Source organism: Pleomorphomonas koreensis DSM 23070 (assembly GCF_000425185.1).
Classification (GTDB): domain Bacteria; phylum Pseudomonadota; class Alphaproteobacteria; order Rhizobiales; family Pleomorphomonadaceae; genus Pleomorphomonas; species Pleomorphomonas koreensis.
This window is the reverse complement of the sequence record NZ_AULH01000016.1, coordinates 36,441-62,360: the sequence shown is the minus strand read 5'-3', so window position 1 is coordinate 62,360 and position 25,920 is coordinate 36,441. Positions and strand designations below refer to the sequence as shown.

General features: G+C 68.2%; 21 protein-coding genes. 6 read left to right on the top strand and 15 right to left on the bottom strand.

Translation table 11 applies throughout. The annotated features are described in order from the left end of the window. Window positions 1–63: 63 nt before the first annotated feature. Both H512_RS0114330 and H512_RS0114325 read left to right on the top strand, forming a co-directional pair. Window positions 64–1,020, top strand: coding sequence for an alpha/beta fold hydrolase (locus tag H512_RS0114330; RefSeq protein ID WP_245585418.1), 957 nt, complete (start codon window positions 64–66; stop codon window positions 1,018–1,020). A gap of 41 nt (window positions 1,021–1,061) precedes the next feature. Beyond that, window positions 1,062–1,427 (top strand): glutathione S-transferase N-terminal domain-containing protein, encoded by a 366-nt coding sequence (locus H512_RS0114325; protein ID WP_026784040.1) that lies wholly within the window; start codon window positions 1,062–1,064, stop codon window positions 1,425–1,427. 18 nt (window positions 1,428–1,445) lie between these two features. On the opposite strand, the gene H512_RS0114320 is transcribed toward H512_RS0114325, so the two are convergent. The 9 genes from H512_RS0114320 to H512_RS0114280 form a co-directional block, all read right to left on the bottom strand. Beyond that, window positions 1,446–1,844, bottom strand: a complete 399-nt coding sequence (locus H512_RS0114320) for a GNAT family N-acetyltransferase (protein WP_026784039.1) — start codon at window positions 1,842–1,844, stop codon at window positions 1,446–1,448. 10 nt (window positions 1,845–1,854) lie between these two features. Beyond that, window positions 1,855–3,234 (bottom strand): sigma-54-dependent transcriptional regulator FlbD, encoded by a 1,380-nt coding sequence (gene flbD / locus H512_RS0114315; protein ID WP_026784038.1) that lies wholly within the window; start codon window positions 3,232–3,234, stop codon window positions 1,855–1,857. A gap of 14 nt (window positions 3,235–3,248) precedes the next feature. After that, window positions 3,249–3,590: a flagellar motor switch protein FliN gene (gene fliN / locus H512_RS0114310; protein ID WP_026784037.1), complete on the bottom strand. Its 342-nt coding sequence runs from the start codon at window positions 3,588–3,590 to the stop codon at window positions 3,249–3,251. After that, complete coding sequence (locus H512_RS24125) at window positions 3,587–4,273, bottom strand: FliH/SctL family protein (protein WP_053239895.1); 687 nt, start codon at window positions 4,271–4,273, stop codon at window positions 3,587–3,589. Before H512_RS24125 ends, fliN begins: the two co-directional genes overlap by 4 nt. A gap of 27 nt (window positions 4,274–4,300) precedes the next feature. Further along, window positions 4,301–5,365, bottom strand: a complete 1,065-nt coding sequence (gene fliG, locus H512_RS0114300) for a flagellar motor switch protein FliG (RefSeq protein WP_053239894.1) — start codon at window positions 5,363–5,365, stop codon at window positions 4,301–4,303. Then, window positions 5,263–7,071, bottom strand: coding sequence for a flagellar basal-body MS-ring/collar protein FliF (fliF, locus tag H512_RS26380; RefSeq protein WP_245585417.1), 1,809 nt, complete (start codon window positions 7,069–7,071; stop codon window positions 5,263–5,265). The genes fliG and fliF overlap by 103 nt, the downstream gene beginning before the upstream one ends. 316 nt (window positions 7,072–7,387) lie before the next feature. Then, window positions 7,388–7,663, bottom strand: a complete 276-nt coding sequence (gene sciP / locus H512_RS0114290) for a CtrA inhibitor SciP (RefSeq protein WP_026784035.1) — start codon at window positions 7,661–7,663, stop codon at window positions 7,388–7,390. 369 nt (window positions 7,664–8,032) lie between these two features. Further along, on the bottom strand, window positions 8,033–8,701 hold the full coding sequence (locus H512_RS0114285; RefSeq protein WP_036791860.1) for a flagellar hook assembly protein FlgD: 669 nt from the start codon (window positions 8,699–8,701) through the stop codon (window positions 8,033–8,035). A gap of 18 nt (window positions 8,702–8,719) precedes the next feature. Further along, window positions 8,720–10,891, bottom strand: coding sequence for a flagellar hook-length control protein FliK (locus tag H512_RS0114280; RefSeq protein ID WP_026784033.1), 2,172 nt, complete (start codon window positions 10,889–10,891; stop codon window positions 8,720–8,722). Window positions 10,892–11,188: 297 nt separating this feature from the next. On the opposite strand from H512_RS0114280, the gene mnmA reads away from it, so the two are divergent. Beyond that, window positions 11,189–12,343 (top strand): tRNA 2-thiouridine(34) synthase MnmA, encoded by a 1,155-nt coding sequence (mnmA, locus tag H512_RS0114275; RefSeq protein ID WP_036791857.1) that lies wholly within the window; start codon window positions 11,189–11,191, stop codon window positions 12,341–12,343. Window positions 12,344–12,399: 56 nt separating this feature from the next. Here the strand turns inward: mnmA and H512_RS0114270 are convergent, their stop codons facing one another. The 6 genes from H512_RS0114270 to H512_RS0114245 all read right to left on the bottom strand — a co-directional run bounded on the left by H512_RS0114270 (window position 12,400) and on the right by H512_RS0114245 (window position 22,740). Beyond that, entirely contained in the window at window positions 12,400–14,445 is a 2,046-nt protein-coding gene (locus H512_RS0114270) for a methyl-accepting chemotaxis protein (protein ID WP_036791853.1), read from the bottom strand. Window positions 14,446–14,753: 308 nt separating this feature from the next. Beyond that, window positions 14,754–15,800 (bottom strand): L-glyceraldehyde 3-phosphate reductase, encoded by a 1,047-nt coding sequence (gene mgrA / locus H512_RS0114265; protein WP_026784030.1) that lies wholly within the window; start codon window positions 15,798–15,800, stop codon window positions 14,754–14,756. 74 nt (window positions 15,801–15,874) lie between these two features. After that, entirely contained in the window at window positions 15,875–17,350 is a 1,476-nt protein-coding gene (locus H512_RS24115; protein WP_053239891.1) for a DEAD/DEAH box helicase, read from the bottom strand. A 546-nt stretch (window positions 17,351–17,896) separates the two neighbouring features. Continuing rightward, window positions 17,897–18,424 (bottom strand): GNAT family N-acetyltransferase, encoded by a 528-nt coding sequence (locus H512_RS0114255; RefSeq protein WP_026784029.1) that lies wholly within the window; start codon window positions 18,422–18,424, stop codon window positions 17,897–17,899. Then, the gene (locus H512_RS0114250) at window positions 18,425–21,571 is read right to left on the bottom strand and encodes a multidrug efflux RND transporter permease subunit (RefSeq protein WP_026784028.1); all 3,147 of its coding nucleotides are present in this window, start codon (window positions 21,569–21,571) and stop codon (window positions 18,425–18,427) included. A gap of 14 nt (window positions 21,572–21,585) precedes the next feature. Then, window positions 21,586–22,740: an efflux RND transporter periplasmic adaptor subunit gene (locus tag H512_RS0114245; RefSeq protein WP_026784027.1), complete on the bottom strand. Its 1,155-nt coding sequence runs from the start codon at window positions 22,738–22,740 to the stop codon at window positions 21,586–21,588. 164 nt (window positions 22,741–22,904) lie between these two features. Here H512_RS0114245 and H512_RS0114240 point away from each other — a divergent pair, with 164 nt between their 5' ends. The 3 genes from H512_RS0114240 to H512_RS0114230 all read left to right on the top strand — a co-directional run bounded on the left by H512_RS0114240 (window position 22,905) and on the right by H512_RS0114230 (window position 25,910). After that, entirely contained in the window at window positions 22,905–23,594 is a 690-nt protein-coding gene (locus H512_RS0114240) for a response regulator (RefSeq protein WP_026784026.1), read from the top strand. Beyond that, window positions 23,591–24,649, top strand: a complete 1,059-nt coding sequence (locus H512_RS0114235) for an ATP-binding protein (RefSeq protein WP_026784025.1) — start codon at window positions 23,591–23,593, stop codon at window positions 24,647–24,649. Before H512_RS0114240 ends, H512_RS0114235 begins: the two co-directional genes overlap by 4 nt. A gap of 283 nt (window positions 24,650–24,932) precedes the next feature. Then, on the top strand, window positions 24,933–25,910 hold the full coding sequence (locus H512_RS0114230) for a sugar-binding transcriptional regulator (RefSeq protein WP_245585416.1): 978 nt from the start codon (window positions 24,933–24,935) through the stop codon (window positions 25,908–25,910). The last annotated feature ends 10 nt before the right edge of the window (window positions 25,911–25,920 follow it).

The following is a 25,920-nucleotide window of genomic DNA, read 5'->3' as shown; positions in this document are numbered from 1 at the left end:
GTTTGAGCGGCATTGTCGTCGGTACACGGTTACAATTGCCGTACCAATCCGCGAGGCACGCCGATGCCGATTTTCCGCTCCCTTCCGGGTGCCGCCTGCCTGCTGTGCATCGCCGTCGCCGCGTCGGCCGCCGCCCTGCCGAAGTGGCAGCAGTTTCCCGCGCCGCCGCCGATGCCGCCGGCCGACGAGAGCGGCTTTGCCGACATCCGCGGCATCAGCATGTTCTATTCCGTCTACGGCGAGGGCAAGGGATCGCCCATCCTGCTGATCCACGGCGGCCTTTCCAGCGGCGACGTCTGGAGCTTCGAGGTGCCGGCGCTGGCCAGGGCGCACGAGGTGATCGTCGCCGACAGCCGCGGCCAAGGCCGCTCGACGCACGGCCTTGCCTGGCTGACCTATCACCGGATGGCCGAGGATTATGTGGCGCTGCTCGCCAAGCTGAAGATCGACAGGGTGACGCTGGTCGGCTGGAGCGACGGCGGCATCATCGGCATCGACATCGCCATGCACCATCCGAAGCTGCTCGACGGGCTGTTCGCGCAGGCGCCCAACGTCACGCCGGCCGGCCTGACGACCATCCCCGAGATCGATCCGCCGCCGCTGTCCGACAGCCTGTCGCCGGGCGGCGAGGCGCAGCCCGATCCGGCGGCGCGGGCGCGCGACCGGCAGATGGCGCGCGAGCGGGTGTTCAAGCGGCTGTGGGCGACCGAGCCCAACTATTCGGACGGCGATCTCGCCAGGATCCGCGTGCCCACCGAGATCGTCATCGGCGACCATGATCCGGTCATCCGCCCCGAGCACGCCGCCCATATCGCCCACGTCATTCCGGGCGCCCGGCTCGTCGTGCTGAAGGACGTCGGCCATCCCGCCCATTTGCAGGATCCCAAGCAGTATCTGAAGGCGATCGAGGATTTCATGGCGTCCGAAAAGCCCGCCGCCGCACGGCCGCCGGCGGTCGCCAATTCAAAAGCGCCGCCCGGTCCGAACGCCCAGACGGCGGCGGCTGGAACATCCGGGTGACGAAACGGTTCCGTCAGGCCAAACCGCGACTGGAGATCCCCATGTCCACACGTACGGAAAAGCCTGTCCTGTTCGTCAAGCATGAGTGCCCCTTCTGCCTGAAGGTGCGCCTTTATCTTCTCGAGGCCGGACTCCTCGACACCGTCACCCTGCGCGAAAGCCGCTCGCCGGAGGAGGAGAAGGCCATGCGGGCGGAGCTGGAGCCTCATCTCGACAAGGTCAGCTATCCGACGCTGCGCCTCGGCGACAGCTACATGACAGAATCGGACGACATCATCGCCCGCTTCGCCAAGGAGAGCGGATCGGCGCCGGCGCAGTTGCCGACGTTTCAGGCTTATGTCGACGGGCCGTTCAAGCAGCTTCTGGCGCTCTACAAGGAAAATGCCGAACTCAAGAAGTCGGCCTGACGAGAGGCTCGGGCGGATTCACTGCGCCTGATCTTGCCGGAGATCGATCAGCCCGGCGGCGGTCGGGCGGAAGCCGCAGCGGCGATAGAAGTCCGTAAGGTGGGGCTCGAAGTCGACGTGCAGCCAATGCGCGCCGCGCTGCCGGGCGAGTGTTTCGGCCGTCTTCACCAGGCGGGTGGCGATGCCCCGCCGGCGGAAATCCGGATGCACGCAGGGATCGAGGATGAAGGCGTGAAGGCCGCCGTCCCAGGCGATGTTGACGAAGCCGACGATCCTGTCTCCGTCATAGGCGCCCACGTGTCCGAGGCTGCGAGCGAGGATATCCGCAAAGCGCGGCGGCAGCGGGCCGCCCCAGGCGGCGCGCCAGAGCGCCCCGATGTCGGCCTCGGCCGGAAACGGGTCTATCCTGAACTCCAGTGACGTCTCCTCACGCCGTGGCGATGCGGCTGGTGCCGGGGTCGGGCACGTCGATGCCCTCGGCCTCGTATTCGTTGAGCTTGTTGCGGAGCGTGCGGATGGAGATACCGAGGATGCGGGCGGCGTGGGTGCGGTTGCCGAGGCAGTGGTCGAGCGTGTCGAGGATGAGGTCGCGCTCCACCTCGGCGACGGTGCGGCCGACCAGCGCCCGCGTCACCGCCTCGGCGGTCTGGGCGGCGCGGGCGACCGGGTCGGCGGCGCGCGGCACGGCGACGGCGCCTTCCATGCGGGCGCCGTCCGGCGAGCGGATCGCCTCGACGCCGATCTCGATGCCGGTGGCCAGCAGCACGGCGCGATGGATGGTGTTCTCCAGCTCGCGGACGTTGCCCGGCCAGCGGGCGGCGATCAGCTCGCGCTTGGCGTCGGGGGCGAGCGGCCGCTCCGGCATGCCGTTGATCTCGGCATACTTGCGGCCGAAGTGCTCGGCCAGCGCCAGGATGTCGGCGGGCCGGTCGCGCAGCGCGGGGATCTTCAGGTTGACGACGTTGAGGCGGTAGAGCAGGTCCTCGCGGAAGCGGCCTTCCTTGACGGCGTCGGTGAGGTTGCGGTTGGAGGTGGCGACGATGCGGATGTCGACCGGCACCGGCTTGCCGCCGCCGACGCGGTCGATCACCCGTTCCTGGATGGCGCGCAGCAGCTTGGCTTGCAGGCGGACGTCCATCTCGGAAATCTCGTCGAGCAGCAGCGTGCCGCCGGAGGCCTCCTCGAACTTGCCGACCCGGCGGGCGACGGCGCCGGTGAAGGCGCCCTTCTCGTGGCCGAACAGCTCCGATTCCAGGAGGTTCTCGGGGATGGCGGCGCAGTTGACCGAGACGAAGGGCTTGTCGGCGCGCGCCGACTTGCGGTGGACGTAGCGGGCGAGCACCTCCTTGCCGGTGCCGCTCTCGCCGGTGATCAGGATCGACGCCTCGCTCGCCGCCACCTGGTCGGCGAGCCTCAGCACCGCCTGCATCGCCTCGTCGCGGACCACGAGGTCGCGGCTGTCGGCGGCGACGGCGGCCAGCACGGCGGCGATCAGCTCGGCGTCGGGCGGCAGCGGGATGTATTCCTTGGCGCCGGCCCGGATGGCGGCGACGGCAGCCTTGGCGTCGGTGGCGATGCCGCAGGCGACGACGGGAACGTGGATGCGCTCCTCTTCGAGCGAGGCGATCAGCCGCTGCACCGGCAGCGACACGTCGATCATCACCAGGTCGGCGCCGCGCCCCGAGCGCAGCGTCTTCAGCGCGGTGTCGATGGTGTCGGCCTGCAGCACCGAGGCGCCCTTGTCCATGGCGATGCGGGTGGCGGCGGTGAGCTGGCCGTTGAGCGAGCCGACGATCAGGAGGCGCATAGGTCTAACTCCGGTCAGCGCTCGGCCTTGACGATTTCGGTCATCGTCACGCCGAGCTTGTCTTCGACCAGCACCACTTCGCCGCGGGCGACGAGCCGGTCGTTGACGTAGATGTCGATGGCTTCGCCGACCTTGCGGTCGAGTTCCAGCACGGAGCCGGGGGCGAGCTGGAGGAGGTCGCTGACGCCGAGGCGGGCGCGGCCGAGGATGGCCGACACGCGCACGGGAACGTCGAACACCGCCTCAAGCTCGGCGGCCGAGCGGGCGACGGCGTGGTCTTCGCCGTCGTCGCCGCGCCGGCGCTCGGCGACGTGGCTTTCGAGGTCGATGCCGGTGGGTTCGTCGGCGGCGGTCATGACGCGTCTCCGCTTTGGGAAATGAGATCGTCCGGCCCGGTGGCCGGCAGGTGGCGGGCGATCGCCGCCTCGATGCCGGCGACGACGGCGGCGTGGTCGAGCACGATGCCGCCGTCGGCCCATTCGATGCGGCAGTCGCCGCGGGCCATGCCGGGCTCGCCGAGCACGACGAGGCGGCCCTCGAAGCCGCGCTCGGCGACGAGGCGCTTCAACTCGCCCTGGATCGGCCCGGCGTCGGCGTCGGACAGGCGGATGACGAGGTGGGGCGCGGCGCGCAGCGGCGCGAAGCAGTCTTCGAGCAGGCCGAGGATGCGCTCGCGCGGCTGCCGCTCGACCAGCGTGCCGGCGATCTTGACGGCCACCGCCTCGGCAAGGCGCATGGCGTCGGCCTCGATGCGGGCGCGCTCGGTGTCGAGCACGGCGAGGATCGACTGGGCGGCGCTGGCGAGCCGCTGCGCCTCGTCGGAGAGGCGCGTCGCCTCGCGCGCCGTGCGGTCGGCGGCCTGCGCCTCGGCGGTCTCCCGGCCGGCGGCGAGGCCGCGCTCGTAGGCGGCCGCCTCGGCGGCGGCGATGGCCGCGAGATGCTGCGGCTCGGCGATCATCACGACGGCCGGCGCGGCGTCGGCCCGGCTGGCGGGCGCCGAGAAATCGTTGTCAAACAGGAAGCGGGCCGGTGCCGCCATCAGCGGATACTCCTCGGGGGACGGTCGTCACATGACGAGTTCGTCTTCGCCCTTGTTCTTGGAAATCATGATCTCGCCCTTGGCGGCGAGATCCTTGGCGAGGTTGATCATCGCGGCCTGGGCGTCGTCGACGTCGCGCAGCCGCACGGCGCCCATGGCCTCCATGTCCTCCTTCAGCATGGCCGAGGCGCGGGCCGACATGTTGGCGAAGAAGAAGTCGCGCACGCCTTCCTTGGCGCCCTTCAGCGCCAGCGCCAGCTTGTCCTTCTCCACCTGCCGCAAGAGCGTCTGGATGGCGCCGGCGTCGAGCTTGCCGAGGTCGTCGAAGGTGAACATCAGCGCCTTGATGCGGTCGGCGGCGTCGCGGTTGTGCTCTTCGAGGGCGGAGATGAACTTGGCCTCGGTGTTGCGGTCGAAGGAGTTGAAGATCTCGGCCATCAGCTCGTGGGCATCGCGGCGCTGGGTGTTGGTGAGGTTGGACATGAACTCGACGCGCAACGTCTGCTCGACCTTCTCCAGGATGTCCTTCTGCACCGCCTCCATCTTCAGCATGCGGTCGACCACCTCGAGGGCGAACTCGTCGGGCAGCTTGGACAGCACGCGGGCGGCGTGGTCGGAGCTGATCTTGGAGAGGACGACGGCGACGGTCTGCGGATACTCGTTCTTGAGATAGTTGGCGAGCACCGTCTCCTGCACGTTGGAGAGCTTCTCCCACATGTTGCGGCCGGCCGGGCCGCGGATCTCGTCCATGATGGCGTTGACCTTCTCCGGCGGCAGCACGGAGAGCAGCAGGCGCTCGGTGGTGTCGTAGTTGCCGAGGAGGGCGCCGGAGGAGGAGACGCGCGTCACGAACTCGATCATCAGGTCGTCGAGCATGCTGGGGGTGATCGGGCCGAGCTTGGACATGGCGACCGAGAGCTGCTTGATCTCGATCTCGTCGAGCAGCTTCCAGATCGGCGTGCCGTAGCGGTCGCCGAGCGCCAGCATCATCACGGCCGCCTTCTCGGCGCCGGTAAGCAGGCGGCTTTCGCCCTCAGAGGAAATGGTGAGCGCGTTGCCCTTGGCGACGATCGCGGTCGGGGAAATGGACATTTACGCCGGTACCTCGGACAGCCAGTTGCGGATGATGATCGCCGCTTCGTTGGGATTGCCGCCGACGAGATCGCCGACCTTGCGCACCTGGTCGAGCTGCATGGCGCCCTGCGCCTTGGCGTTCTCGATGCGGGTGTCGGAGGGGGGGCGATCTCCGGCAGGTCGGTGGGCTGCGCGGCGCCTTCGGGGCCAACCACCACCGGCTTGCCGTCGGGATTGAGCACCACCGTCACCGCGCCACGGCCGGCGGCGGCCGCCTCGCTGAGGGCGGAGGTGAGGGCGGGCAGCGTCTCGGCGTCGATGTCGGAGCCGAGGATGCGGCGGATCAGCGGCCGGACGGCGAACAGCAGCACCAGGAGCGTCACCAGGATCAGCACGCCCATCTCGGCGAAGCGCATGATGTCTTCGCGCGAGAAGTCGAACATCGAGGCCGGCGCCGCCGCGAGGTCGGCCGGATTCTGCGGGCCGTCGGCGAACTGGAGGTTGACCACCTGCAACTGGTCGCCGCGCTTCTCGTCGTAGCCCATGGCGGTGCGCACCAGCGCGGTGATCTGGTCCAGCTCGGGCTGCGGCCGCGGCGCGTAGGTCATGACGCCGCTCTTGTCCGGCGCGTAGCGGCCGTCGACCAGCACGGCGACCGACAGGCGCTTGACGCCGCCGACCTCGGTCACCTGGGTGCGGGTGGTCTTGGAGATCTCGTAGTTGACGGTCTCCTCGGTGGTCTGGGCGTTGTCGGAGGTCTGCGAGGCGTTGGCGCCGGACTGCTGGTTGGCGTTGGGGATCTGATTGCCGGCGGTGACGGGCGGATTGCCCTGATTGTCCTGGCTGAGCGACTTCTCCTCGCGCGTCTGGGTGGAGCGGACGACCTGGCCGTTGGGGTCGAAGGTGTCCTGCGTCTCCTCGACGCGGTTGAAATCCAGCTCGGCGGCGACGCGCACGCGGGCGCGGCCGGCGCCGACCACGCTCTCGACGATGTCGCGGACGCGGGCTTCCACCTGGTTCTGGTAGGCGGCGGTGCGCTCGTCGGCATTGGTGGCGAGATAGGCGGCGCTGCTCTCGTCGCCGTTGCCCTGCGCCAAGAGGCGGCCGGTCTCGTCGATCACCGAGATGCGCGACGGGTCGAGGCCGGGAACGGCCGAGGCGACGAGATGCTGGATGGCGCGGATCTGGCCGGGATCGAGGGTGCCGCGCGTCTTCAGCACGATGGAGGCGGTGGGCTTCTTCTCGTCCTTGCGGAACAGCTGCTTCTCCGGCAGCACCAGATGGACGCGCGCCTGGTCGACCTGGCGGATGGTGCGGATGGTGCGCGACAGCTCGCCTTCGAGGGCGCGCAAGGCATTGACCGACTGCACGAAGGAGGTGGTGCCGAGGGCGTCGGTCTTGTCGAAGATCTCGTAGCCGACGCCGTCGCCGGCCGGCAGGCCCTGCTGGGCGAGGCTCATGCGCGTTTGGTCGAGCTTGGTCTCGTCGACCAGGATGGTGCCGCCGTTGTCCTTCAGCGTGAAGGCGGTGCCGGACGAGGTGAGCTGCTGCACGATGGCCGCCGAGTCGGCCATGCTGAGACCGGTATAGAGCGGCACCTGCTGGATCGCCGAGAAGCGGAGCACGATGAAGACGAAGAAGCCGATGAGGCCAATCGCCACGGCGCCCATCGCCGCCAGCCGGCTTGGCCCCAGGGTCTTCAGGAACTCTCCAAATCCACCCACACCCATTCCCCATTGTTCGACGCGGCGGGAATCGTGCCACCGCCGCGGACCAAGGCGGCAATTATTTCCGCACGGGTATGGTAAACAAGTTGTTAACGCCGAATGTCCGTTCCGGCGCGATTGGCGGAAAACCGCCAAAGCTGGTTTGTTAAGAATTGCAAAATCCACGGCAATTTTTGCCGGGCCGGCCAGCGGAGGGTGTGAAGTAGGTAAAAGCCCGCCGCCTGGCGCCTTCCAAAAAGCAAAAGGCGACCGATCCAGCCGGACCGGTCGCCCTCGAAAAGGCTCCATCGGAACGCGCGCGGCGCGTCAGGCGCTAGGGGCGATACTGCTGGACGCGCGTCGCTCTAAGCCCGGCAAGCCCGTGCTTGTCGATCGACTGCTGCCAGGACAGGAATTCCTCGACGGTGAGGGTGTAGCGCTTGCAAGCCTCTTCCAGCGACAGGAGACCGCCGCGCACGGCGGCGACGACCTCGGCTTTGCGACGGATCACCCAGCGCTGGGTTCCCTCGGGCGGCAAATCGGCGATCGTCAACGGACTTCCATCCGGCCCGATGACATATTTTACGCGCGGACGCATCTGTTCGGTCATTCTACTCTCACACAAATCTGACCTTCAGGAACGCATCCTAGATCAAGCCGTTTAAAAAACGCCTAATTGCTCCGCAAGAATTCAGTAAGATTTTGAACGACTTGACGAAAGCGGTCCGGTGGCCTCCGTTTTAGGAATTGGACCATCCGGCCGCGGAAACCGCGTCGTTTTCCGCCTCAAAGGTTAACGGGCGGACGAAGATTGCCGGCCGGACCGGCATCGCTGGCGGAAAGGGGCGTCGCGTCGCGACCATCGGCTCGATGCGCAGAACTACGCATCGGCGATCCGGTGGAAAGCGCCGGAACGACGGAAAGGCCGCCGATGGCACGGCGGCCTCCGAGATTTTGGGCAGGGAAGGGCGACCCGGTGTCAGACCGAGATTTCGGTCAGCGCCGACAGCGGCAGCAGGCGGCCGTTGACCTTGATGTAGGGCTGCTGCGAGGAGGTGTCGACCGCCTGCACCTTGCCCTTGACCTCGGTGGTGATCGACACCGCCTTGCCGTTGGTGTCGGTGCCGGCAACCGAGATGGTGAAGGCGCCGGTCGAGGCGCTGTAGTCGTTGCCGTTCGAGCCCTGGCCATCCCAGGTGAAAGCGTTGTCGCCGGCCTTGAGGTCGGTGGTGCCCTGGTAGACCACGCCGCCGTTCTCGTCGGTGATGGTCACCTTGGCGCCCGAGGACGCGGCGCTGGAGTTCACGGTCCAAGCCGCTTCACCGCTGTCGAACTTGGTGGTGTCGGAATAGGCGACGACCGACTTGCCGATGTAGTTGACGAGTTGCAGCGCGGCGCTGGAGGTCAGCGTCTCCATCATCGACTTGAGGTTGGCGTTGGTCTGGATCTGCTGCTCCACAGACGAATACTGCACGAGCTGCTGGGTGAAGCTGTTGACGTCCATCGGGTCGAGCGGGCTCTGCGTCTTGAGCTGCGTGGTGAGCATCGTCAGGAACGTCGTGTAATTGGACATCAGCGAGTTGGTCGCCGCGGACGCGCCGGTGCCGGTGGTGTTCGAGGTGGTGGCACCAATGCCGGATACGCTCATGATGATCTCCCTCGCACTCTAGACGCGGATGTCGATGCGGCCGTCGCCGCGCGGGCTGTAGGCATTGACGATCGTCGCCGGGACGTCGTCCTTGGTCTTGACGGTGACGGGACTGTCCGCCTGATGCTGGCGGAACTGCTGCTGTTGCTGGTCCTGGCGGGCGAAGGCGGAACGGTCCTGCTGGCCGCCGTCCTGGCGCATGGACAGCGATACCGAGCCTTCCTTCACCTCGAAGCCGGCGTCGCGCAGCGTCTGCTCGATGTGCCGCTGGTCGCGCGACAGCGTGTCGAAGGTGTCGCGACGCTCGACGACGAGATGGGCGCGGGCGCTGCCGTCGGACGAGAAGGCGACCTTGACGTCGACCTTGCCAAGCTCGGCCGGATCGAGCCGCACCGAGAAGCTGGTCTCGCCGGACTTGACGTGGCGGACGATGGTGGCGCCGACATCCTCGAGCCGCACGGCGGCGGTGGCGGCCGTGGCGGCGGACTGGGAAGCGGCGGCGGTCGGAGCGGTCTGACCGGTCGGCAGCGCCGCCGTCTGCGGCGAGCCGTCCGACGCGGCGCCGTCCGACGACGCGGTACTGCCGGCGTTGACGTCGCGCAGCCGGTCGGCGAAGGCGCGGGCGGCGCTGGAGACGCCGCTCACCGTCTTCGGCCTGGCAAGATCGTTGTCGGCTGCCTGATTGGGCGCCGCGCCCTTGCTGCTGCCGGACGGCTGTCCGCCGGCCTCGTCGGTGGTCTTGGCCGGCTTGTCGGCGGCGCCTGCCTTGCCGGCCGTCGGCTTGGCATTGACCGTGGCGGTCAACGCGGACGCGGCGATCGCCTGATCGCCGGCGGCGTCGGCCGCGGCGGCAGAGATGATGGCCGCCGTGCCGGCGTCGGACGACGGCTGCGGCGCGCGGGGTGGCGCCGACGCCGGCTGGACCGGCTCGGCCGCATCGTCGGCGGGCTGGCTGGCGGCGTCATCGGCGGTGGCGACGGCGGTCTGGACGGCGGCTGGCTTGGCGGCACTGTCGACCGGCCTGGACGCCGTCTCGCCGGGCGAGGTGGCAACGGCCGGGGTCGCCGTGTCGGCATCGACGACGGTCACCGGCGCGGCAGCGGCGGGCGCGGCCGGTGCGTCGGTTCCCGCCGAAGTTCCGGCGGGCCGGGCGATGGTGGTGGCCGGCGTGTCGGGGGTTGGCGCCGGCCGGGATGCGGCGGCGGCCGGACGGACCGGCTGGTCGGCGGTGACGTCGCCCTGTAGCCGTGCGGCCGGAGTGTCGGACACCACTGGCGATGCCGGCAGATCGACGGCCTCGCTCGTCGGCGCGGCGACAGGGGCGGCGACAGGGGCGGCGACAGGGGCGGCGTCGGCAGGCTTCGCCGCCGGAGTGGCGACCTGCGGCAGGATGGCTGGAATGGGGATGTCGGTGTCCACCGTCGTCGCGGCGGACTGCGGTGCGGCAGACGCGGCAGGCGCTGACGCAACCGGCGCGGCCGTGGCGGCCGTTTCGGCGGCGACGGGCGAAGCGGTGGCGGGACCCGCTGCATCGGCCGCAGGCTGGCCGGCTGGCTGGGACCTTGCCGGCGTAGTCGCGGCAGGCGTCGCGTCCTTGCCGGCGGCGGCAAGGGCGTTGAGGAAGCCATCAGCCGTCGGCGCCGGCGGGACCGTCGGAGCGGGAGCCGGCGTCGGGGTGGTTCCGGCGGCCGCGACGGCTGTGGCAGCGATGGCGGCGTCGCCTTCGGCCGGCGATCCGGGACCGGTCAACGAGAAGACCGCATAACCAAGTGGCGCGGCGGCCGGCTGGGCCGCCGGTGCGGCGTCCGCCGCCTTGGTGTCTTCGGGCTTGACGGCGGCGATGTCGGCGTCATCGGCGCTATCGTCGGCAGCGGCAGCATCGCGCCGGGAGGCGGTGCGGTCGGTGCGGTCGGTGGTTGCGGCGTCGCGTCGGGAGGCGGAGCGGTCGGGACGGTCGGCGGCTGCGGCGTCGCGTCGGGAGGAGGAGCGGTCGGGGCGATCGGTACGGTCGGCCCGGCGCGCCGGCGTGGCGTCGCGGGCCGGCGCCGGCTGGTCCGTCGGCTCGCTGTCGGCGGCCTCGGCGACCATGTCGCGGAAGTCGTTGCCGACGCCCCGGGCGGCGGCCACGCTGGCGGCGGGCGCCGGGGCAACGGGCTGGGGAAGCGGCAGAACGGGAGCGACAGTGGCCATGGACGGATCCGCTACACGGGACAAACTCGGTCTCCCTTGCGGGTGCAAGGGAAAGGCCAACGGCGCGGCCAGGGGGACATCAGGGCAAGTATTTGGTCTGAAACAGCTTTTTATCCAACGGTCGTCACGTCTCGCCCGCCGCTGCCTCGACGCGGCCGGCAAGGATTGCCGCTACCCGGCAGAATTGACCCAGCCATGCCGGCGCGGCTCTGGAGGTTGGCGGACAAAGCAGCTATTAGGAATCAATCGTGAGAGCGGCTCCCGGCGGCGTCCGGGCCCTGCCGCCGGAAAGACGCCATGCTGAATTCGCTCGATCTCGAAGGCCGCCCCGAGGATACCCGCGTCGTCGTTGCCATGTCCGGCGGCGTCGACTCTTCCGTCGTGGCCGGTCTTCTGAAACACGAGGGCTACGACGTCGTCGGCGTTACGCTCCAGCTCTACGACCACGGCGCGGCGATCCACCGCAAGGGCGCCTGCTGCGCCGGGCAGGACATCCACGACGCCCGCGACGTGGCCGCAAGGCTCGGCATCCCCCATTACGTGCTCGACTACGAGCGCCGGTTCCGCGAGGCGGTGATCGACCGCTTCGCCGAGAGCTACATGGCCGGCGAGACGCCGGTGCCCTGCGTCGCCTGCAACCAGACGGTCAAGTTCTCCGATCTTCTGGATACGGCGCGCAGCCTCGGGGCGCAGGCGCTGGCCACCGGCCACTACGTGCGCTCGCGGCTCGCCGGCGGCCATCGCGCCATGTACCGGCCGGTCGACCTCGACCGCGACCAGAGCTACTTCCTGTTCGCGACGACGCAGGAGCAGCTCGACTTCCTGCGCTTCCCGCTCGGCGACCTGACCAAGCCGGAAACGCGGGGAATCGCCCGCGACCTCGGCCTCGAGGTGGCCGACAAGCACGACAGCCAGGACATCTGCTTCGTGCCGCAGGGCCGCTATGCCGACGTTATCGAGAAGCTGAAGCCGGAAGCGGCGGCGGCCGGCGATATCGTCCACGTCGACGGCCGGGTGCTCGGACGCCACGCCGGCATCATCCACTTCACGGTCGGCCAGCGGAAGGGCCTCGGCGTTGCCACCGGCGAGCCGCTGTTCGTCGTCCGCCTCGACGCGGCCAGCCGGCAGGTGGTGGTGGGTCCGCGCGAGGCGCTGATCACCCATCGCCTGACGCTGCGCGACCTCAACTGGATCGGCGGCACGTCGCTCGACGCCGAAGCCGACAGCGGCCGCACGGTGTTCGCCAAGGTGCGCTCGTCGCGGCCGCCGCAGGCGGCGATGATCGTCCGGCAGGACGGCCGCATCGGCATCGAGCTGCTCGACGGCGAGCAGGGCATCGCCCCCGGCCAGGCCTGCGTGCTCTACGACGGCCCCGGCGACGAGGCGCGCGTGCTGGGCGGCGGCTTCATCGAGGCCACCGCCGCCATGCGGACGTCGCTCGCCGCCGAGTAAAGGGCGGCCCCCGCACGCGCCGAGGCACGGCGGGGACACGTATCGAGAGGCTAGCGTCAGGCGGTCTTGCGGACGCTGTCGATGAAGCCGGCCACCGTCGTCCGCAGATTCTGGGTATGGCCGGAGAGGCTCATCGCCACCTCCTGCACCTTGCGGGCCGTTTCGCCGGTGGCGGTCGCCGAACTGGCGACGGCCGAGACGTTCTGCGACACCTCGCGCGTGCCGGCCGATGCCTCGTGGATGTTGGTGGCGATCTCGCGCGTCGCGCTGCCCTGCTGCTCGACCGAGATATGGATACCGCGCGAAATCCGGCTCATCTCCTGGATGGTGGCGGTGACCGCCTGGATCGCCTCCACCGTCGACGCCGTCACCGACTGCACCGACTGGATCTGCACGGCGATCTCGCCGGTCGCCTTGGCGGTCTGGTCGGCGAGCTGCTTCACCTCCGCCGCGACCACCGCGAAGCCGCGTCCCGCCTCGCCGGCCCTTGCCGCCTCGATGGTGGCGTTGAGCGCCAGGAGGTTGGTCTGCGCGGCGATGCTGTCGATGAGCTGGACCACCTCGCTGATGCGCTGGGCGGCGCCCGACAGGGCGTCGACGCGGTTGTTGGCGTCGGTCGCCTGGCCGACGGCCTGCGAGGCGATCTCGGCCGACTGGCTGATCTGGCGGCCGATCTCGTCGACCGAGGTGTTCAGCTCCTCGGCCGCCGAGGCCACGGCGCCGACGTTGGCCGACGCCTGCTCGGAGGCCGAGGCCACCGTGGCGCTCTTCATGCTGGTGTCGTCGGCGCCCTGGGTCAGCGTCTGCGAGGCCTTGTTCAACTCGTCGACCAGCCCCAGCACGCGATCGGTCAGGCCGGCGATTTCGCGATCGAAGCGCTGGGAGGCGCCGCGGATCGTCTCGGCGCGCTCGATTTGCCGCTGCTGCTCGGCGGCCTGCTCTTCGGACAGCGTCTCGGCCTGCCGCGCCTTGTCGCGGAACACTTCGAGCGCCTTGTTGATGGCGCCGATCTCATCCTTGCGCTCGGTGTCGCCGATGGTGACGTCGTAGCGGCGGTCGATCAGCGCGTTGACGCTGGAGAGCGTGTGGACGAGCGGGCGCCGCACCACGTAGCGGGTGGAGAGCAGGATCGCGGCGAGCGCCACGGCCAGCACCAGGAGGCCGCCGGCGAAGGTGACCATTGCATTGTCGTAGATCGGATCGACGAACACCGCCCTGGGCACGTCGACGATGGCGGCCCAGGTGGTGTTCATGCCCGATGCGGAGAACGGGTAGACGATGCGGACGGAACCATCGTCGAATCCCGAGATGGTGCGCATCTTGCCGTCCGACAGCGCCGCCTTGACCTCTGCCTCGCCGATGCCGGCGTAGGGCTTCATCAGGCTGTCGGCGTCCGGCGGCACCAGCCAGTTGCCGGCGTTGGATACCAGCATCACCCGGCCGCCTTCGAACGGACGGATCTGGCTGAAACTCGTCGCGAGGTCGTCGAGCTGGATGTCGACGCCGGCGAGGCCGACGATCTTGCCGTCGACCCTCAGGGGGACGGTGACCGAGGTCAGGAGCTTCTTCTGCACCGACTGGTAAGGTTCGGAGATCGTCCCGGTCTGCGCCTTGAGCGGGGCGGCATACCAGCTGGCGGTCGGATCGATCTTGAAGGTCGAGAACGACAGCTCGCCCGATTGGGACTTGGTCCAGTAGGGCGAGAACTGCCCGGCCTCGTTGGCGCCCTCGCTGCCCTTGAACAGGTCGCCGGCCGGCCGGTCCACCAGGTCGCACATCCAGGCGCCGAAGACGTTGGGGAAGGCGGCCGGAACAGCCTTGATCATTTCAATGACGTCGGCGCGCTGCGTGTTGCGCTTGATCGCCAGGCCCGACAGCGTCGCCGTCAGGGTGGCGCCGGCCGAAACGGCCTCGGTGATCTGGTTTTCCGCGCCCTTGGCGATGCTGGACGCCTTCTCGGTGGCCAGCGTCATGATTTCCGCCTCGACCTGCCGGGCGGAATTCCATGCCATCACCGCGACGGACAGGACGATAGTCAGGCCGACCGTGGCGCCGGTGGTCCAGAGAAGACGGGTGGAAAGGCTGCCCTCGATGCGCATCATGAACCTCCGATTGGAGACGGTCCGACGGTAGGTTCGCGAGTGTTGAATATTGGTAAATATTTTGGAAACGCCGAAATTATACATGCCCGCGCAGGGGGCTTAAACTTCGGGCGCCAAGTCGAGGCGTCGTCTTTTACCGACGCCCGATCGGTCTTCGATAGTTCTTCATCCTGCGATTGTGCTTGACGACTTGCCGTTGCCGATCGGCACTCCGGACGTTCGACGGCGGCAAAGGGGATTGCCGGCGGTGCGCCGCGCGATGTGGCTCGCTTTGAGACGGGCGGGACGCGAAGGCCGAATCCGCTGTCCTAGCGCGACGGCCCCGGCCGCTCGGACGAGGCGGCCCAGATGTTGACGTTGAGGTCGGGCGCGCGGGCGTCGATCTCGGCCAGCTCGTCGGCCGAGAAATCGAGGTTGTTCAGCGCGCCGACGCAGTCGGCCACCTGTTCGGGCCGGCTGGCGCCGATCAGCGCCGAGGCGACGAGGCCGCCCCTCAGCACCCAGGCGATCGCCATCTGGGCCAGCGTCTGGCCGCGCGCCGCCGCCAGATCGTTCAGCGCCCTGAGGCGGGCGAGGTTGTCGTCGCCGAGAAAGGCCGGCTTCAGCGGCCCCTTGCGGGCGGCGCGGCTGCCCTCGGGCACCTCGCCCTTCAGATACTTGTCGGTTAGCATGCCCTGGGCGAGCGGCGAGAAGGCGATGGCGCCGAGGCCGAGATCGTCCAGCGTGTCGAGAAGGCCGTCGTCCTCCACCCAGCGGTTGATCATGGAATAGCTCGGCTGGTGGATGAGGCAGGGCGTGCCGAGCCCCTTCAGGATGGCGACGGCCTCGCGGGTGCGCTTCGCATTGTAGGAGGAAATGCCGACGTAGAGCGCCCGGCCGGAGCGGACGATGTGGTCGAGCGCGCCCATGGTCTCCTCAAGCGGCGTCTCCGGATCGAAGCGGTGCGAATAGAAGATGTCGACATAGTCGAGGCCGAGACGCTTCAGGCTTTGGTCAAGCGAGGCGATCAGGTACTTGCGGCTGCCCCATTCGCCGTAGGGTCCCGGCCACATGCCGTAGCCGGCCTTGGTCGAGATGATCAGCTCGTCGCGATGGGGGCGGAAGTCGGTGGCGAGGATGCGGCCGAAGGCTTCCTCGGCGGTGCCGGGCGGCGGGCCGTAGTTGTTGGCGAGGTCGAAGTGGGTGACGCCGAGGTCGAGGGCGGCGCGGCAGATGGCGCGGCCGCGCTCGATCGGCGCGTTCTCGCCGAAATTCTGCCAGAGGCCGAGCGAGACGGCCGGCAGCTTCAGGCCGGAGCGCCCGACGCGGCGGTAGATCATGTCGTCGTAACGGTCGGCTTTGGCCTGATAGGTCATGGCGTCGCTCCCTCGCATCGGTCCGGAGCGTTATAGGTCCGGAGCGGTGCGAGGGGCAATGACGACGATGGCGATCAGCGGCCGTTGCGGACCCGGCCGTCGCCGGACTTGCGCGTCAAGCCATCGCGGCCGCCGGCCAGGAAGCCGACGCGGCCGAGACTCTCCTCGGTGGCGCCGGTGTCGCGATGGATCGGGCGCTGCGCCGCCTTGGACGGACCTGGCTTGCCGCTGGCCACATGCGAGGGCTTGGCGGCGCCGGGCTGGCGCGCCTTGGCGGCCGGCATGGCGTCGCGGCGCTGCTGGTCGGCCGAGACGGCGGGCGGGGCAGGGCGGCGGTTGCCGGCGTGGTTGCCGCCCTGCGGCCGCTTGCCGGCCGGGCGCTCGTGGCGATCGGAGGCGTCCGACCGCTCGGACAGGGCGATGGTGCCGCGCCGATCCTCGGCCGGGATCTTCTGACGGGTGACCTTCTCGATGTCCTTGAGATAGGGCCGCTCGTCGTCGGCGCAGAAGGAAATGGCGACGCCGGAGGCGCCGGCGCGCGCCGTGCGGCCGATGCGGTGGACGTAGCTTTCCGGGATGTTCGGCAGGTCGAAGTTGATGACGTGGCTGACGCCCGTCACGTCGATGCCTCGGGCGGCGATGTCGGTGGCGACCAGGATCGGCATGGAGCCGGCCTTGAAGGCGGCGAGCGCCTTCTCGCGCTGCGCCTGGCTCTTGTTGCCGTGGATGGCGGCGGCCTCGACGCCGTCCTGGCCGAGCTGGCGGACGACGCGGTCGGCGCCGTGCTTGGTGCGGGTGAACACCAGCGCCCGCTCCGGCTTCTCGGCGACGATGACGTCGAGCAGCAGCCGGCGCTTGGCGGCGGTCTCGACGTGGATCACCCGCTGCTCGACGCGCTCGACGGTGGTGGCGGCCGGCGCCACCGACACGGTGACCGGGTTGAACAGCATCTCGCCGGCCAGCTGGCCGATCTCCTTGGGCATGGTGGCCGAGAAGAACAGGCTCTGCCGCGCCTTGGGCAGGGTCTTGACGATGCGGCGCACCGGCTGGACGAAGCCCATGTCGAGCATCTGGTCGGCCTCGTCGAGCACGAAGATCTCGGTCGATTCGAGGGAGACCATGCCGGCGGCCATGTGGTCCATCAGCCGGCCGGGGGTGGCGACGAGGATGTCGACGCCGCGCTTCAGCCGGTCTTCCTGGGGACGATGGCCGACGCCGCCGAACACCACGGCGACCGACATGTGGTTCATGTAGCGGCTATAGGCCTTGAAGCTCTCGGCGATCTGGGTGGCCAGCTCGCGGGTCGGCGACAGGATAAGGGCGCGGACGCGGCGCGGCGCGGCAGGCTTGCCGGGCGCGAGGCGCTGCAGGATGGGCAGGGCGAAGGCGGCGGTCTTGCCGGTGCCGGTCTGGGCGATGCCGAGAAGGTCGCGGCCCTTCAGGAGGTCGGGGATCGCCTGCGTCTGGATCGGGGTGGGGGTTTCATATCCCGCGTCGACGAGCGCGCGGGTCAGGCTGTCGGCAAGGCCGAAGTCGGAAAAGGACGTCAAAGGGAAAACTGCTTTCAAACCATGCGGAGCCGCCGGCAGAAAAGCCGGGGACGTTCGCGGGGGCAACCGGCCCCGCGTGATCGGGCCAATTATCGGGAGGAGGACGGCCTGAGGATCGAAACCGATCCGTTCACGCGGCCGCAAAGGGGGCGACTGGTCGCCCGTCCGGCTTCCACATGAGGCCTGAGGCCGGAGAAGTCAAGACAAAGCAGGACATGAGAGCCATGCGCTGGCACGGACAAGGCCGATTTTGGGTCAGGACGCCGCCGTGATGGCGTTGGCGGTGCCGAGACCCGTGTCCGGCTGGCTCGCCATGTTGACGTGGGGTTCTGAATGCAGTCCAGCCGCGCTGCGGACTCCATCCTCCGCCATCCTCCGCGCAAGTCCCGTCGATCAGCTTCACCGGTTTGTCCCAGGGGTAGATGCCGCCGCCGGCCTCCCGCCTTCGCCAACTGACCGGCCCGGCAAATCACAGGCGATGGTGGCGACACACCGCCAGTTGCGCAGCGCTGTGGGATACGATCAACGTCGCGCAAGACACGGCGCTCATGTGCGCCACTCCTTCCGCAGGATAGCGTATTGCAGAGTGTTCTCGAAGATCGGCGCCCCCCGGGCATCCGTCGTGAACGACACGAACTCCTTGAACAGCCCTTCCTTTCGCATGCCCAACCGCTCGCACAGGCGTTGCGAGGCGATGTTGTGGTCTTCCGCGTAGGCGTAGAGACGCCGGGCCTCCTTGACCGTGAACAGATAATCAAACAGGGCGCGGGCGGCCTCGGACGCATAACCGGCGCCGCCGAATGCCGGGTTGAAGTTCCATCCGACCGACCATGTATCCTCCTCGGGGATCGCGAAGAGATCGCCGATCAGCTTGCCGGTGTCTTTCAGGCATACAGCGAGGTATTCGTCGCTCTTGCTCCGCGTTTCGGTTTCCGCTTCCGCCGAGCCGATGTCCTCCAGCTTGAGCGACAGGAAGCAGTTCGCCACCGGCTGATGCAGGTAGGCGAACAGGTCACCGGCGTCCTCCGTCCTGAAATTCCTGAGAACGAGACGGTCGGTTTCGATGGTGTTCATTCAAGCCTCTCTGTCGTGAAGCGACCCTCTGTGACTGGCGGAGCGGCCGGTTCCCCGCCTGCGCCGCCATGTCTCGACGCTTGCCACCGTGACGGAATGAAAGACCGGCACCAGCAGAACGGCGAGTACCGTGGCGGAGATCATGCCGCCGAACAGTCCCGTGCCGATGGCGTGCTGCGTCGCCGAGTTCGCGCCGCTGGCGATCACCAGTGGCACGACGCCCAGCGTGAAAGCGAGCGACGTCATGACGATCGGCCGCAGCCGCAATCTCGAAGCATTGGCGATGGCGTCGTGCAGGGACTGTCCGCCGGCGTGCAGTTGCCGCGCGAATTCGACGATCAGCACGGCATTCTTGGCCGACAGGCCGATCAGCGTGATCAGCCCCACCTTGAAGAACACGTCGTTCTCGAGACCGCGAAGATGCATGGCGGCGACGGCGCCCAGCACGCCGAGCGGCACCACCAGCATCACCGCGAACGGCACCGTCCAGCTCTCGTAGAGCGCGGCGAGTACCAGGAACACCACCAGGAAGGAGAGCGCGACCAGCATCGGCGCCTGAGTGCCTGCCTGCTGTTCCTGAAGCGACTGGCCCGTCCAGGCGATCGAGTAACCCTCGGGCAACTGGCCGGCCAGCCGTTCGATCTCCCGCATGGCGCTGCCGCTCGACACGCCCGGCGGCGCCGAACCGGAGATCGACAGCGACGGGTAGCCGTTGAAGCGGGCGAGCTGCAACGGCTCGGAGGACCATTCCGGCCTTACGATCTCGGAGAGCGGCACCATGTCGCCGGCGGTGTTGCGGACATGCAGGCGCAACACGTCGTCCACCTGCATGCGGGCCGGCGCGTCGGCCTGGACGATCACCTGCAACAGGCGGTCGGCCTGTGGGAAATCACCGACGTAGGCCGAGCCCATGATGGCGCCGAGCGTGTCGCTGATGGTGGCGAACGGCACGGACAGCGCCTCGGCTTTGTCGCGGTCGATGACCAGCGTGACGTTCGGACCGCTCGGCAGCCCGTCAGGACGCACATCCGTCACCAGCTTGCTGCCGGAAGAGAGAGCCACGAGCTTCTGCGCCGCCTGGAGCAGGGCCGCCGTACCGCGTCCGAATCGGTCCTGAAGCTGCAAGGTGAATCCCGCGCTGGTTCCCAGCTCGTCGATGGCCGGCGGGTTCATGCTGAAGATCTCGCCTTCCGGCGCGGCGGCCATCGCCTGGCTGGCCGCTGCGATCTCATCGTCCACCGTCGTGCTGCGCGTTTCCCAATCCTTCATCGTGGTGAACGACAGGGCTGCATTCGGGCCCGAGCCGTTGAAGCTGAAGCCGGTGATGGTGAGGTTGCCGGATACGTCCGGCCGCTTGGCAAGGTGCTGGTCATAGAGGGCGACCACGTCTCGGGTGCGAGCGAGCGTGGCATCGGCCGGCAAGGTGAAGGAGGTCATGAACGACCCTTGATCTTCCTGCGGGACGAAGGCCGACGGCAGCGTCGAGAAACCCCAGGCAAGAACCACCAGAAGTCCGGCATAGACGGCCATGACACGACCGCCGCGGCGCAGCAGCCTGCGGATCCAGCCGGTGTAGCGGCCGGTCAGCGCCTCGAAGCCACGATTGAAGGCGGCGAAGAACCGGTTGCGTTTGTCGTGATTGGCGTCCTCGGCCCGCAGCAGCGTCGCGCACAGCGCCGGCGTCAGCGTCAGCGCCAGGAAGGCCGAGAACAGGATCGACACGGCCATCGAGACGGTGAACTGCCTGTAGATCGCGCCGACCGAACCGCTGGCGAAGGCCATCGGGATGAAAACGGCCGTGAGCACCAGCGTGATGCCGATGATGGCGCCGGTGATCTCCCGCATGGCCTTGCGCGTCGCCTCGCGCGCCGGCAGGTTTTCGGTGCGCATGATGCGCTCGACGTTCTCCACCACCACGATGGCGTCGTCGACGATGATGCCGATGGCCAGAACCAGCCCGAACATGGTCAGCGTGTTCATCGAATAGCCGATGGCCAGCATCACCGCCGCCGTGCCCAACAGGGCAACCGGCGCCACGATGGTGGGAATGATCGTGTAGCGGAGGTTCTGCAGGAACAGCAGCATGATCAGGAAGACCAGCGCCATGGCCTCGAAAAGCGTCGCCACCACCTTGTGGATCGAAAGCTTGATGAAGGGCGCGTTGTCGAAGGCGATGGAATAGTTCATGCCGCGCGGCATGGAGGCGCGAAGCTCTGCCATGCGCGCCCGCACCGCGTCCGACGTGCTGACCGCGTTGGCGCCGGAGGCCAGCTGAATGGCTGCCGCAGTGGCGGTCCTGCCGTTGTCCAGCACCAGAAAGCCTGAACTCTGCGAGGCGATCTCCACCCGCGCCACGTCGCCGAGACGCAGCTTCGAGCCGTCCTGGTTGGAGCGCAGGATGATGGCGGCGAACTCCTCGGGCGTCTTCAGCTGGCCGCGAACGCTCAGCGGCACGTTGACGGTCTGGCCGGGTACGGCCGGCTCCTGGCCGAGACGGCCGGGGGCGACCTGCACGTTCTGCGCCTGGATCGCGCCGGTGACATCGGCGACCGATAGCGAGTAGGCGACCAGACGGGCGGGATCGAGCCAGATGCGCATGGCGGCCTCGGTGCCGAAAGACTGCACCTGGCCAACACCGGCGACGCGGCGAAGCTCCGGCACGATGTTGCGGACCAGATAGCTGTCGAGCGACAGCGGGTCCTGCGCGGCATCGCTGGAACTCAGCGTGACGATCATCAGGAAGCCGGACGATGCGGCTTCGACGGACAGGCCGCTGCGGCGCACGGTTTCGGGAAGCTGGGCTTCCACTCCCTTCAAGCGGTTCTGCACGTCGACCTGGGCCAGCGTCGGGTCGGTGCCGGGCTTGAAGACGACGTTGACGTTGGCCGAACCCGACGTGTCCGCCGACGAGTCGAAATAGAGGACGTTCTTGACGCCGGACAGCTCGCGCTCGATCGGCGCGATCACGCTGTCGCTGATGGTCTGCGGGCTGGCGCCGGTGTAGCTGGTCAATATGCTGACGCTCGGCGGCGCGATCGGGGGGAAGCGCGCCATCGGCAGCTGCGGCACCGCGATGATGCCGGCCAGCGAGATGAAGATGGCGATGACCCAGGCGAAGACGGGCCGGTCGATGAAGAATTGCGGCATGATCCGTCTCCCGCTTACTGCGCCGCCTCTGCGGTCTTCTGCTGATGGGGGACCGGCGACAGGACGACGCCCTCGCGCGCCCGGTCTGCGCCGAGCACGACGAAGGTCTCGCCGGCCGTGAGGCCCGCCGCCACCAGATAGCGATGGCCGACCAGCGGCCCCAGCTCGATCCGGCGCAGGCTGCCCGTCTTGTCCGGGTTGAGGACGACGATCTGAGCATGGCCTGTCGTATCGCGCTGGACGGCCTCCTGCGGCACGGTCAGCGCGGCGTGGTAGGTGGCGCGCGGCAGGCGCGCCCGGACGAACATGCCCGGCAGCAGCGAGCCGTCCGTGTTGGTGATCTCGACGCGGATATTGATGTTGCCGGTGCTGCGATCGACGGTGATGTCCGAGAACAGGGCGCGCGCCGAAACGGCATAGGGCGTGCCGAGCGGCGACAGGATCTGCACCGGCCGGTCGCCGGGATCGGCGGCCGCGCCGGAGGCGATCAGCTCGCGCAGGCTTTCATGGGCGGAGACCGGCTGCTTCACGTCGGCATAGACCACGCCGATCTGCTGCACGACGGCAAGCGGGCCGGCGCCCGGCGCCACTAGCGTTCCCTCGTTGACCAGGGTCGCACCGATGCGGCCCCTGATCGGACTGCGCACCACGGCATGCGACAGCTCGAGCGTCTTGCGGTCGAGATTGGCCCGGGCCTCGGCGACATTCGCCTTTGCCTGGGCGAGCGCGGCGACGGCATCCTCCGTCGCCCGTTCGGCGGACACCCTGGCCTGCGCCAGAGCGAGCGCCCGCGTGTGCTTCGCCTCCGCATTGACGAGGTCGGCTTCCGTGCGGGCGAGCACGGCTTCCGCCGCCGCCACCTCGGCCTCGAAGACCGCCGGATCGATCTGAAACAGCGGCTGATCCGCCTCGACCGTCGCCCCTTCCTCGAACAGGCGTTTCAGGATGATCCCGCCGACCTGCGGCCGGATCTCGACGGTGCGATCGGCCGAAATGCGTCCCGACAGATCGTCGTAGACGGTGATCGCCTCAGGCGTGGCGGTGAGGACCGACACCGTGGCGGGTGCCGCGCCGGCATCGGTTTCAGGCGTATCGGTCTCCTGCTTGCACGCCGCCAGGCACAGGGCGGCGGCAAGCAGGACAATCGACAGGCGGAGGGTCTGGGGCATCGGCGCAATCCGGTTGGCTACAGGCGCCATGGCGGCGCCCGATGCATATCGGTCGGCAGCATTGGCGTTTTGTTGCAGATTGGTGGAGCCTGTGTGGAGGCGGACTGCTGATGCTCGACGTGGCAGGCGTGCTCTGGCAACACTCGCATGAGGAGTATGAGCCGATGAACGCTTTGGTGCTGATTGCCGAGGATGACGCCGAGATCGCCGGAATTCTGGAAGCCTATTTCCAGCGAGAGGGATTCAGGACCACCCATGCGCGGGATGGCCAGGTGGCGCTCGATCTGCACACCGCCCTGAAACCCGACCTGTTGCTCCTCGACGTCACCATGCCGCGCGTCGACGGATGGCAGGTGTTGGCCGGCATCCGCCAGAGAGGCAACACGCCGGTGATAATGATCACCGCGCTCGATGCCGACCTCGACCGCCTGCAGGGCCTGCGCCTCGGCGCCGACGATTATGTAGTGAAGCCGTTCAACCCGATCGAGGTGGTGGCGAGGGCGAACGCCGTCCTGCGCCGGGCGGGCACCATATCCGAGGCTGCCGTGTTGCGGGTCGGCGGGCTGTCGATCGATCTCGACGCCTATCAGGCCAGCGTCACGTCGCCGCAGGGCGACCAGCCCCTCAACCTGACGCTCACCGAGTTCCGCCTGCTGGTTCACATGGCGCGGACGCCGACCAAGGTGTTCTCGCGCAGCGAACTGGTCGATGCCTGCCTTCCCGGTTCCGATGCCCTCGATCGCACCGTGGACAGCCACCTGAGCCGGCTGCGCAAGAAGCTCGAAGAGGCGGGGGCGGTGCGCATGCTGCAAAGCGTGCGCGGCGTCGGCTACCGGCTGGGTGTCCAGCCATGACGCTGCGCTACCGGATCAGCCGCGAAATCCTCCTGCTGATGGCGTCGGCGACCGTGGTGTCAGGTCTGGTGGTATTCTTCGGCACGTTCATCCTGTTCAGCCTGCTCTGGGAGTATCTGCCGTCTCTGGCGACCGACGAGGAGAGGTTCACCGGCACCGATTTCCTCATTCTGGCGATCGTCATCCTGCCGGTGCTCGTTGTGGCGGCGCTGGCCTCGTTCCGATTGGCGCGCCGCATCGTCGCGCCGCTCAATTCGCTGGCGACGAGCGCCAGACGCATCAAGAACGGCGACCTCTCCGCCCGCGCGGTGGCGGACAGGAATTCGCCGGGCGAGACCGCCGATCTGGTGGAGGATTTCAACGCCATGGCGCAGCGTCTCGAAGACATGTCGAACGAGATGATGGCCTGGAATGCCAGCATCGCCCATGAACTGCGCACCCCGCTTACCATCCTCAAGGGAAGGTTGCAGGGCATGATCGACCGGATATTCCCGCTGGACGAGGTCTCTCTCACCGGGCTGCTCAATCAGGTCAATACGCTTGCCCGGCTGGTCGAAGACCTGCGGACGGTCACCCTGGCCGACAGCGGACACCTGGATTTGCAGCTCGCCGACGAGCGGCTGAAACCGCATCTGTCGGAACTGGCGGACATGCTGCGGCACGAGTTGCTGTCCGCCGGCATCTCGCTGCAACTCGACCTTATGGATCTCCGTGCCCGGGTCGACATATTGCGGGTGCGTCAGGCCGTGCTGGCGCTGGTCAACAATGCCCGCCGGCACGCGTCGCCCGAGGTTATCGGCATCGCGCTGTTCGCACGCGACGGCAAGGTGGTGATCCGGGTGGACGACGACGGCCCCGGTCTCGACGGTGGCGACCTGCCCCGGCTGTCAAAGCCGTTCGTGCGTGGGTCTTCGCGCGGCGCAGAGGACCGCTCGGGAAGCGGGCTCGGCCTCTCCGTGGTCCGGGCGATCGCCGAAGCGCATGGCGGCCATCTCGAGTATTGCGCCGGCCCGCGCGGCGGGGCGGCATTCGACCTGATCTTCGGCATCAAGTAAACCGGCCCACTGTCAGGGCATCAGGACGGCGTTCCGCCTCCGATCGACAGCCTCGCGAACAGCCTGTTCTGTTCGGTGAGGCTACGGCGCAAGGGAAGTTGCCATCCTCCGGTGTGGTGCGCCAGAGACCTCGAACAGCATGCGCCCCGGCGCATCGATAGCATGGCACTCCAGTTCCAGTTTGCCGGCCTGTTTGTGCCGACCATTGTTTCGGGCTTGAAACAGGCGTTCCTTTGCGGGATCACTGAACTCAGGCGCGGAGTTGCAATGAGTGAGGTTGGCCGTGGGGCGTATCAACGAAGGGCCGGGGGACAGCGATCGCGATATCCAGGAAACCGACGCCATGCGGGCGCGGGTGGCCTGGTACTATTTCATCGGCGGCCTGACGCAGCAGGAGATCGCGCGCAAGTTTGAGATCACACGGACCCGCGTCAACCGCATCGTCGGCCAACTCCGCGCCGAAGGCTCGGTGCGGACCGAAATCAAGCTGCCCCTCGTCGGCTGCATCGAGCTTGAGAGCAAGCTGGAAAGCCGGTTCGGCCTGCGATCCGCCCGGGTCGTGCCCTATCTCGAAGATGGCAACGAGCAGCAAAGGGTGATCGGCGAAACTGCCGGAGAACTCCTGGATTCGCTTCTCGATGAGGGAACCCGGCTTGGGGTCGGCTGGGGGCGCACCCTCGCCGCCGCCTTGCCGCGCATATCTCCCCGAAATCAGTCCACTGGCTGGGTGGCGACCCTGATGGGCGGCATGACCCAGGGGCTGGGTACGACGACGTTCGAGCTGGCCACCGCCTTCGCCAAGGTCCTCGGAGCGGAGTGCTTCTATCTGGCCGTTCCGATCTATCTGCCGACCGCCGACAGCCGGTTGTTGCTGGAGGGGCACTACGGCATTGCCGATGTCCTGGCCCGCATCAAGCAGCATATGGATATCGCCTTCGTATCCTGCGGCGACATGTCCCAGCGTTCGCAGCTCGTGGGAACGCGGGTGGTGTCCGAACACCTCGACTCGCTCCTCTCGGCGGGGGCGGTGGGCGATCTGCTGGGCCTGTTCATTGACGAAAATGGCCGGCCGGTGAAGCACGTGCTCAACGAGCGGCTGATGGCGCTCGACCTTGAAGACCTGAGAGGCGTTCACCAATCCATTCTCGCATCCGGCGGCGTTCACAAGATGCCGATCATCCGGGCCGTGTTGCGCGCCGGCTATGTCAAGCACCTGGTGACGGACGAGCGCTGCGCGGATCTGTTGTTGCGTTCAGTCTGAGGGAAGCCAT

Coding starts and splice junctions, on each gene's coding strand:
- H512_RS0114330 (WP_245585418.1), top strand. CDS start 64: ATGCCGATTTTCCGCTCCCTTCCGGGTGCCGCCTGCCTGCTGTGCATC.
- H512_RS0114325 (WP_026784040.1), top strand. CDS start 1,062: ATGTCCACACGTACGGAAAAGCCTGTCCTGTTCGTCAAGCATGAGTGC.
- flbD (WP_026784038.1), bottom strand. CDS start 3,234: ATGCGCCTCCTGATCGTCGGCTCGCTCAACGGCCAGCTCACCGCCGCC.
- fliN (WP_026784037.1), bottom strand. CDS start 3,590: ATGACCGCCGCCGACGAACCCACCGGCATCGACCTCGAAAGCCACGTC.
- H512_RS24125 (WP_053239895.1), bottom strand. CDS start 4,273: ATGGCGGCACCGGCCCGCTTCCTGTTTGACAACGATTTCTCGGCGCCC.
- fliG (WP_053239894.1), bottom strand. CDS start 5,365: ATGTCCATTTCCCCGACCGCGATCGTCGCCAAGGGCAACGCGCTCACC.
- sciP (WP_026784035.1), bottom strand. CDS start 7,663: ATGACCGAACAGATGCGTCCGCGCGTAAAATATGTCATCGGGCCGGAT.
- H512_RS0114285 (WP_036791860.1), bottom strand. CDS start 8,701: ATGAGCGTATCCGGCATTGGTGCCACCACCTCGAACACCACCGGCACC.
- H512_RS0114280 (WP_026784033.1), bottom strand. CDS start 10,891: ATGGCCACTGTCGCTCCCGTTCTGCCGCTTCCCCAGCCCGTTGCCCCG.
- mnmA (WP_036791857.1), top strand. CDS start 11,189: ATGCTGAATTCGCTCGATCTCGAAGGCCGCCCCGAGGATACCCGCGTC.
- H512_RS0114270 (WP_036791853.1), bottom strand. CDS start 14,445: ATGATGCGCATCGAGGGCAGCCTTTCCACCCGTCTTCTCTGGACCACC.
- mgrA (WP_026784030.1), bottom strand. CDS start 15,800: ATGACCTATCAGGCCAAAGCCGACCGTTACGACGACATGATCTACCGC.
- H512_RS0114255 (WP_026784029.1), bottom strand. CDS start 18,424: ATGAACACCATCGAAACCGACCGTCTCGTTCTCAGGAATTTCAGGACG.
- H512_RS0114250 (WP_026784028.1), bottom strand. CDS start 21,571: ATGCCGCAATTCTTCATCGACCGGCCCGTCTTCGCCTGGGTCATCGCC.
- H512_RS0114245 (WP_026784027.1), bottom strand. CDS start 22,740: ATGCCCCAGACCCTCCGCCTGTCGATTGTCCTGCTTGCCGCCGCCCTG.
- H512_RS0114240 (WP_026784026.1), top strand. CDS start 22,905: ATGAACGCTTTGGTGCTGATTGCCGAGGATGACGCCGAGATCGCCGGA.
- H512_RS0114235 (WP_026784025.1), top strand. CDS start 23,591: ATGACGCTGCGCTACCGGATCAGCCGCGAAATCCTCCTGCTGATGGCG.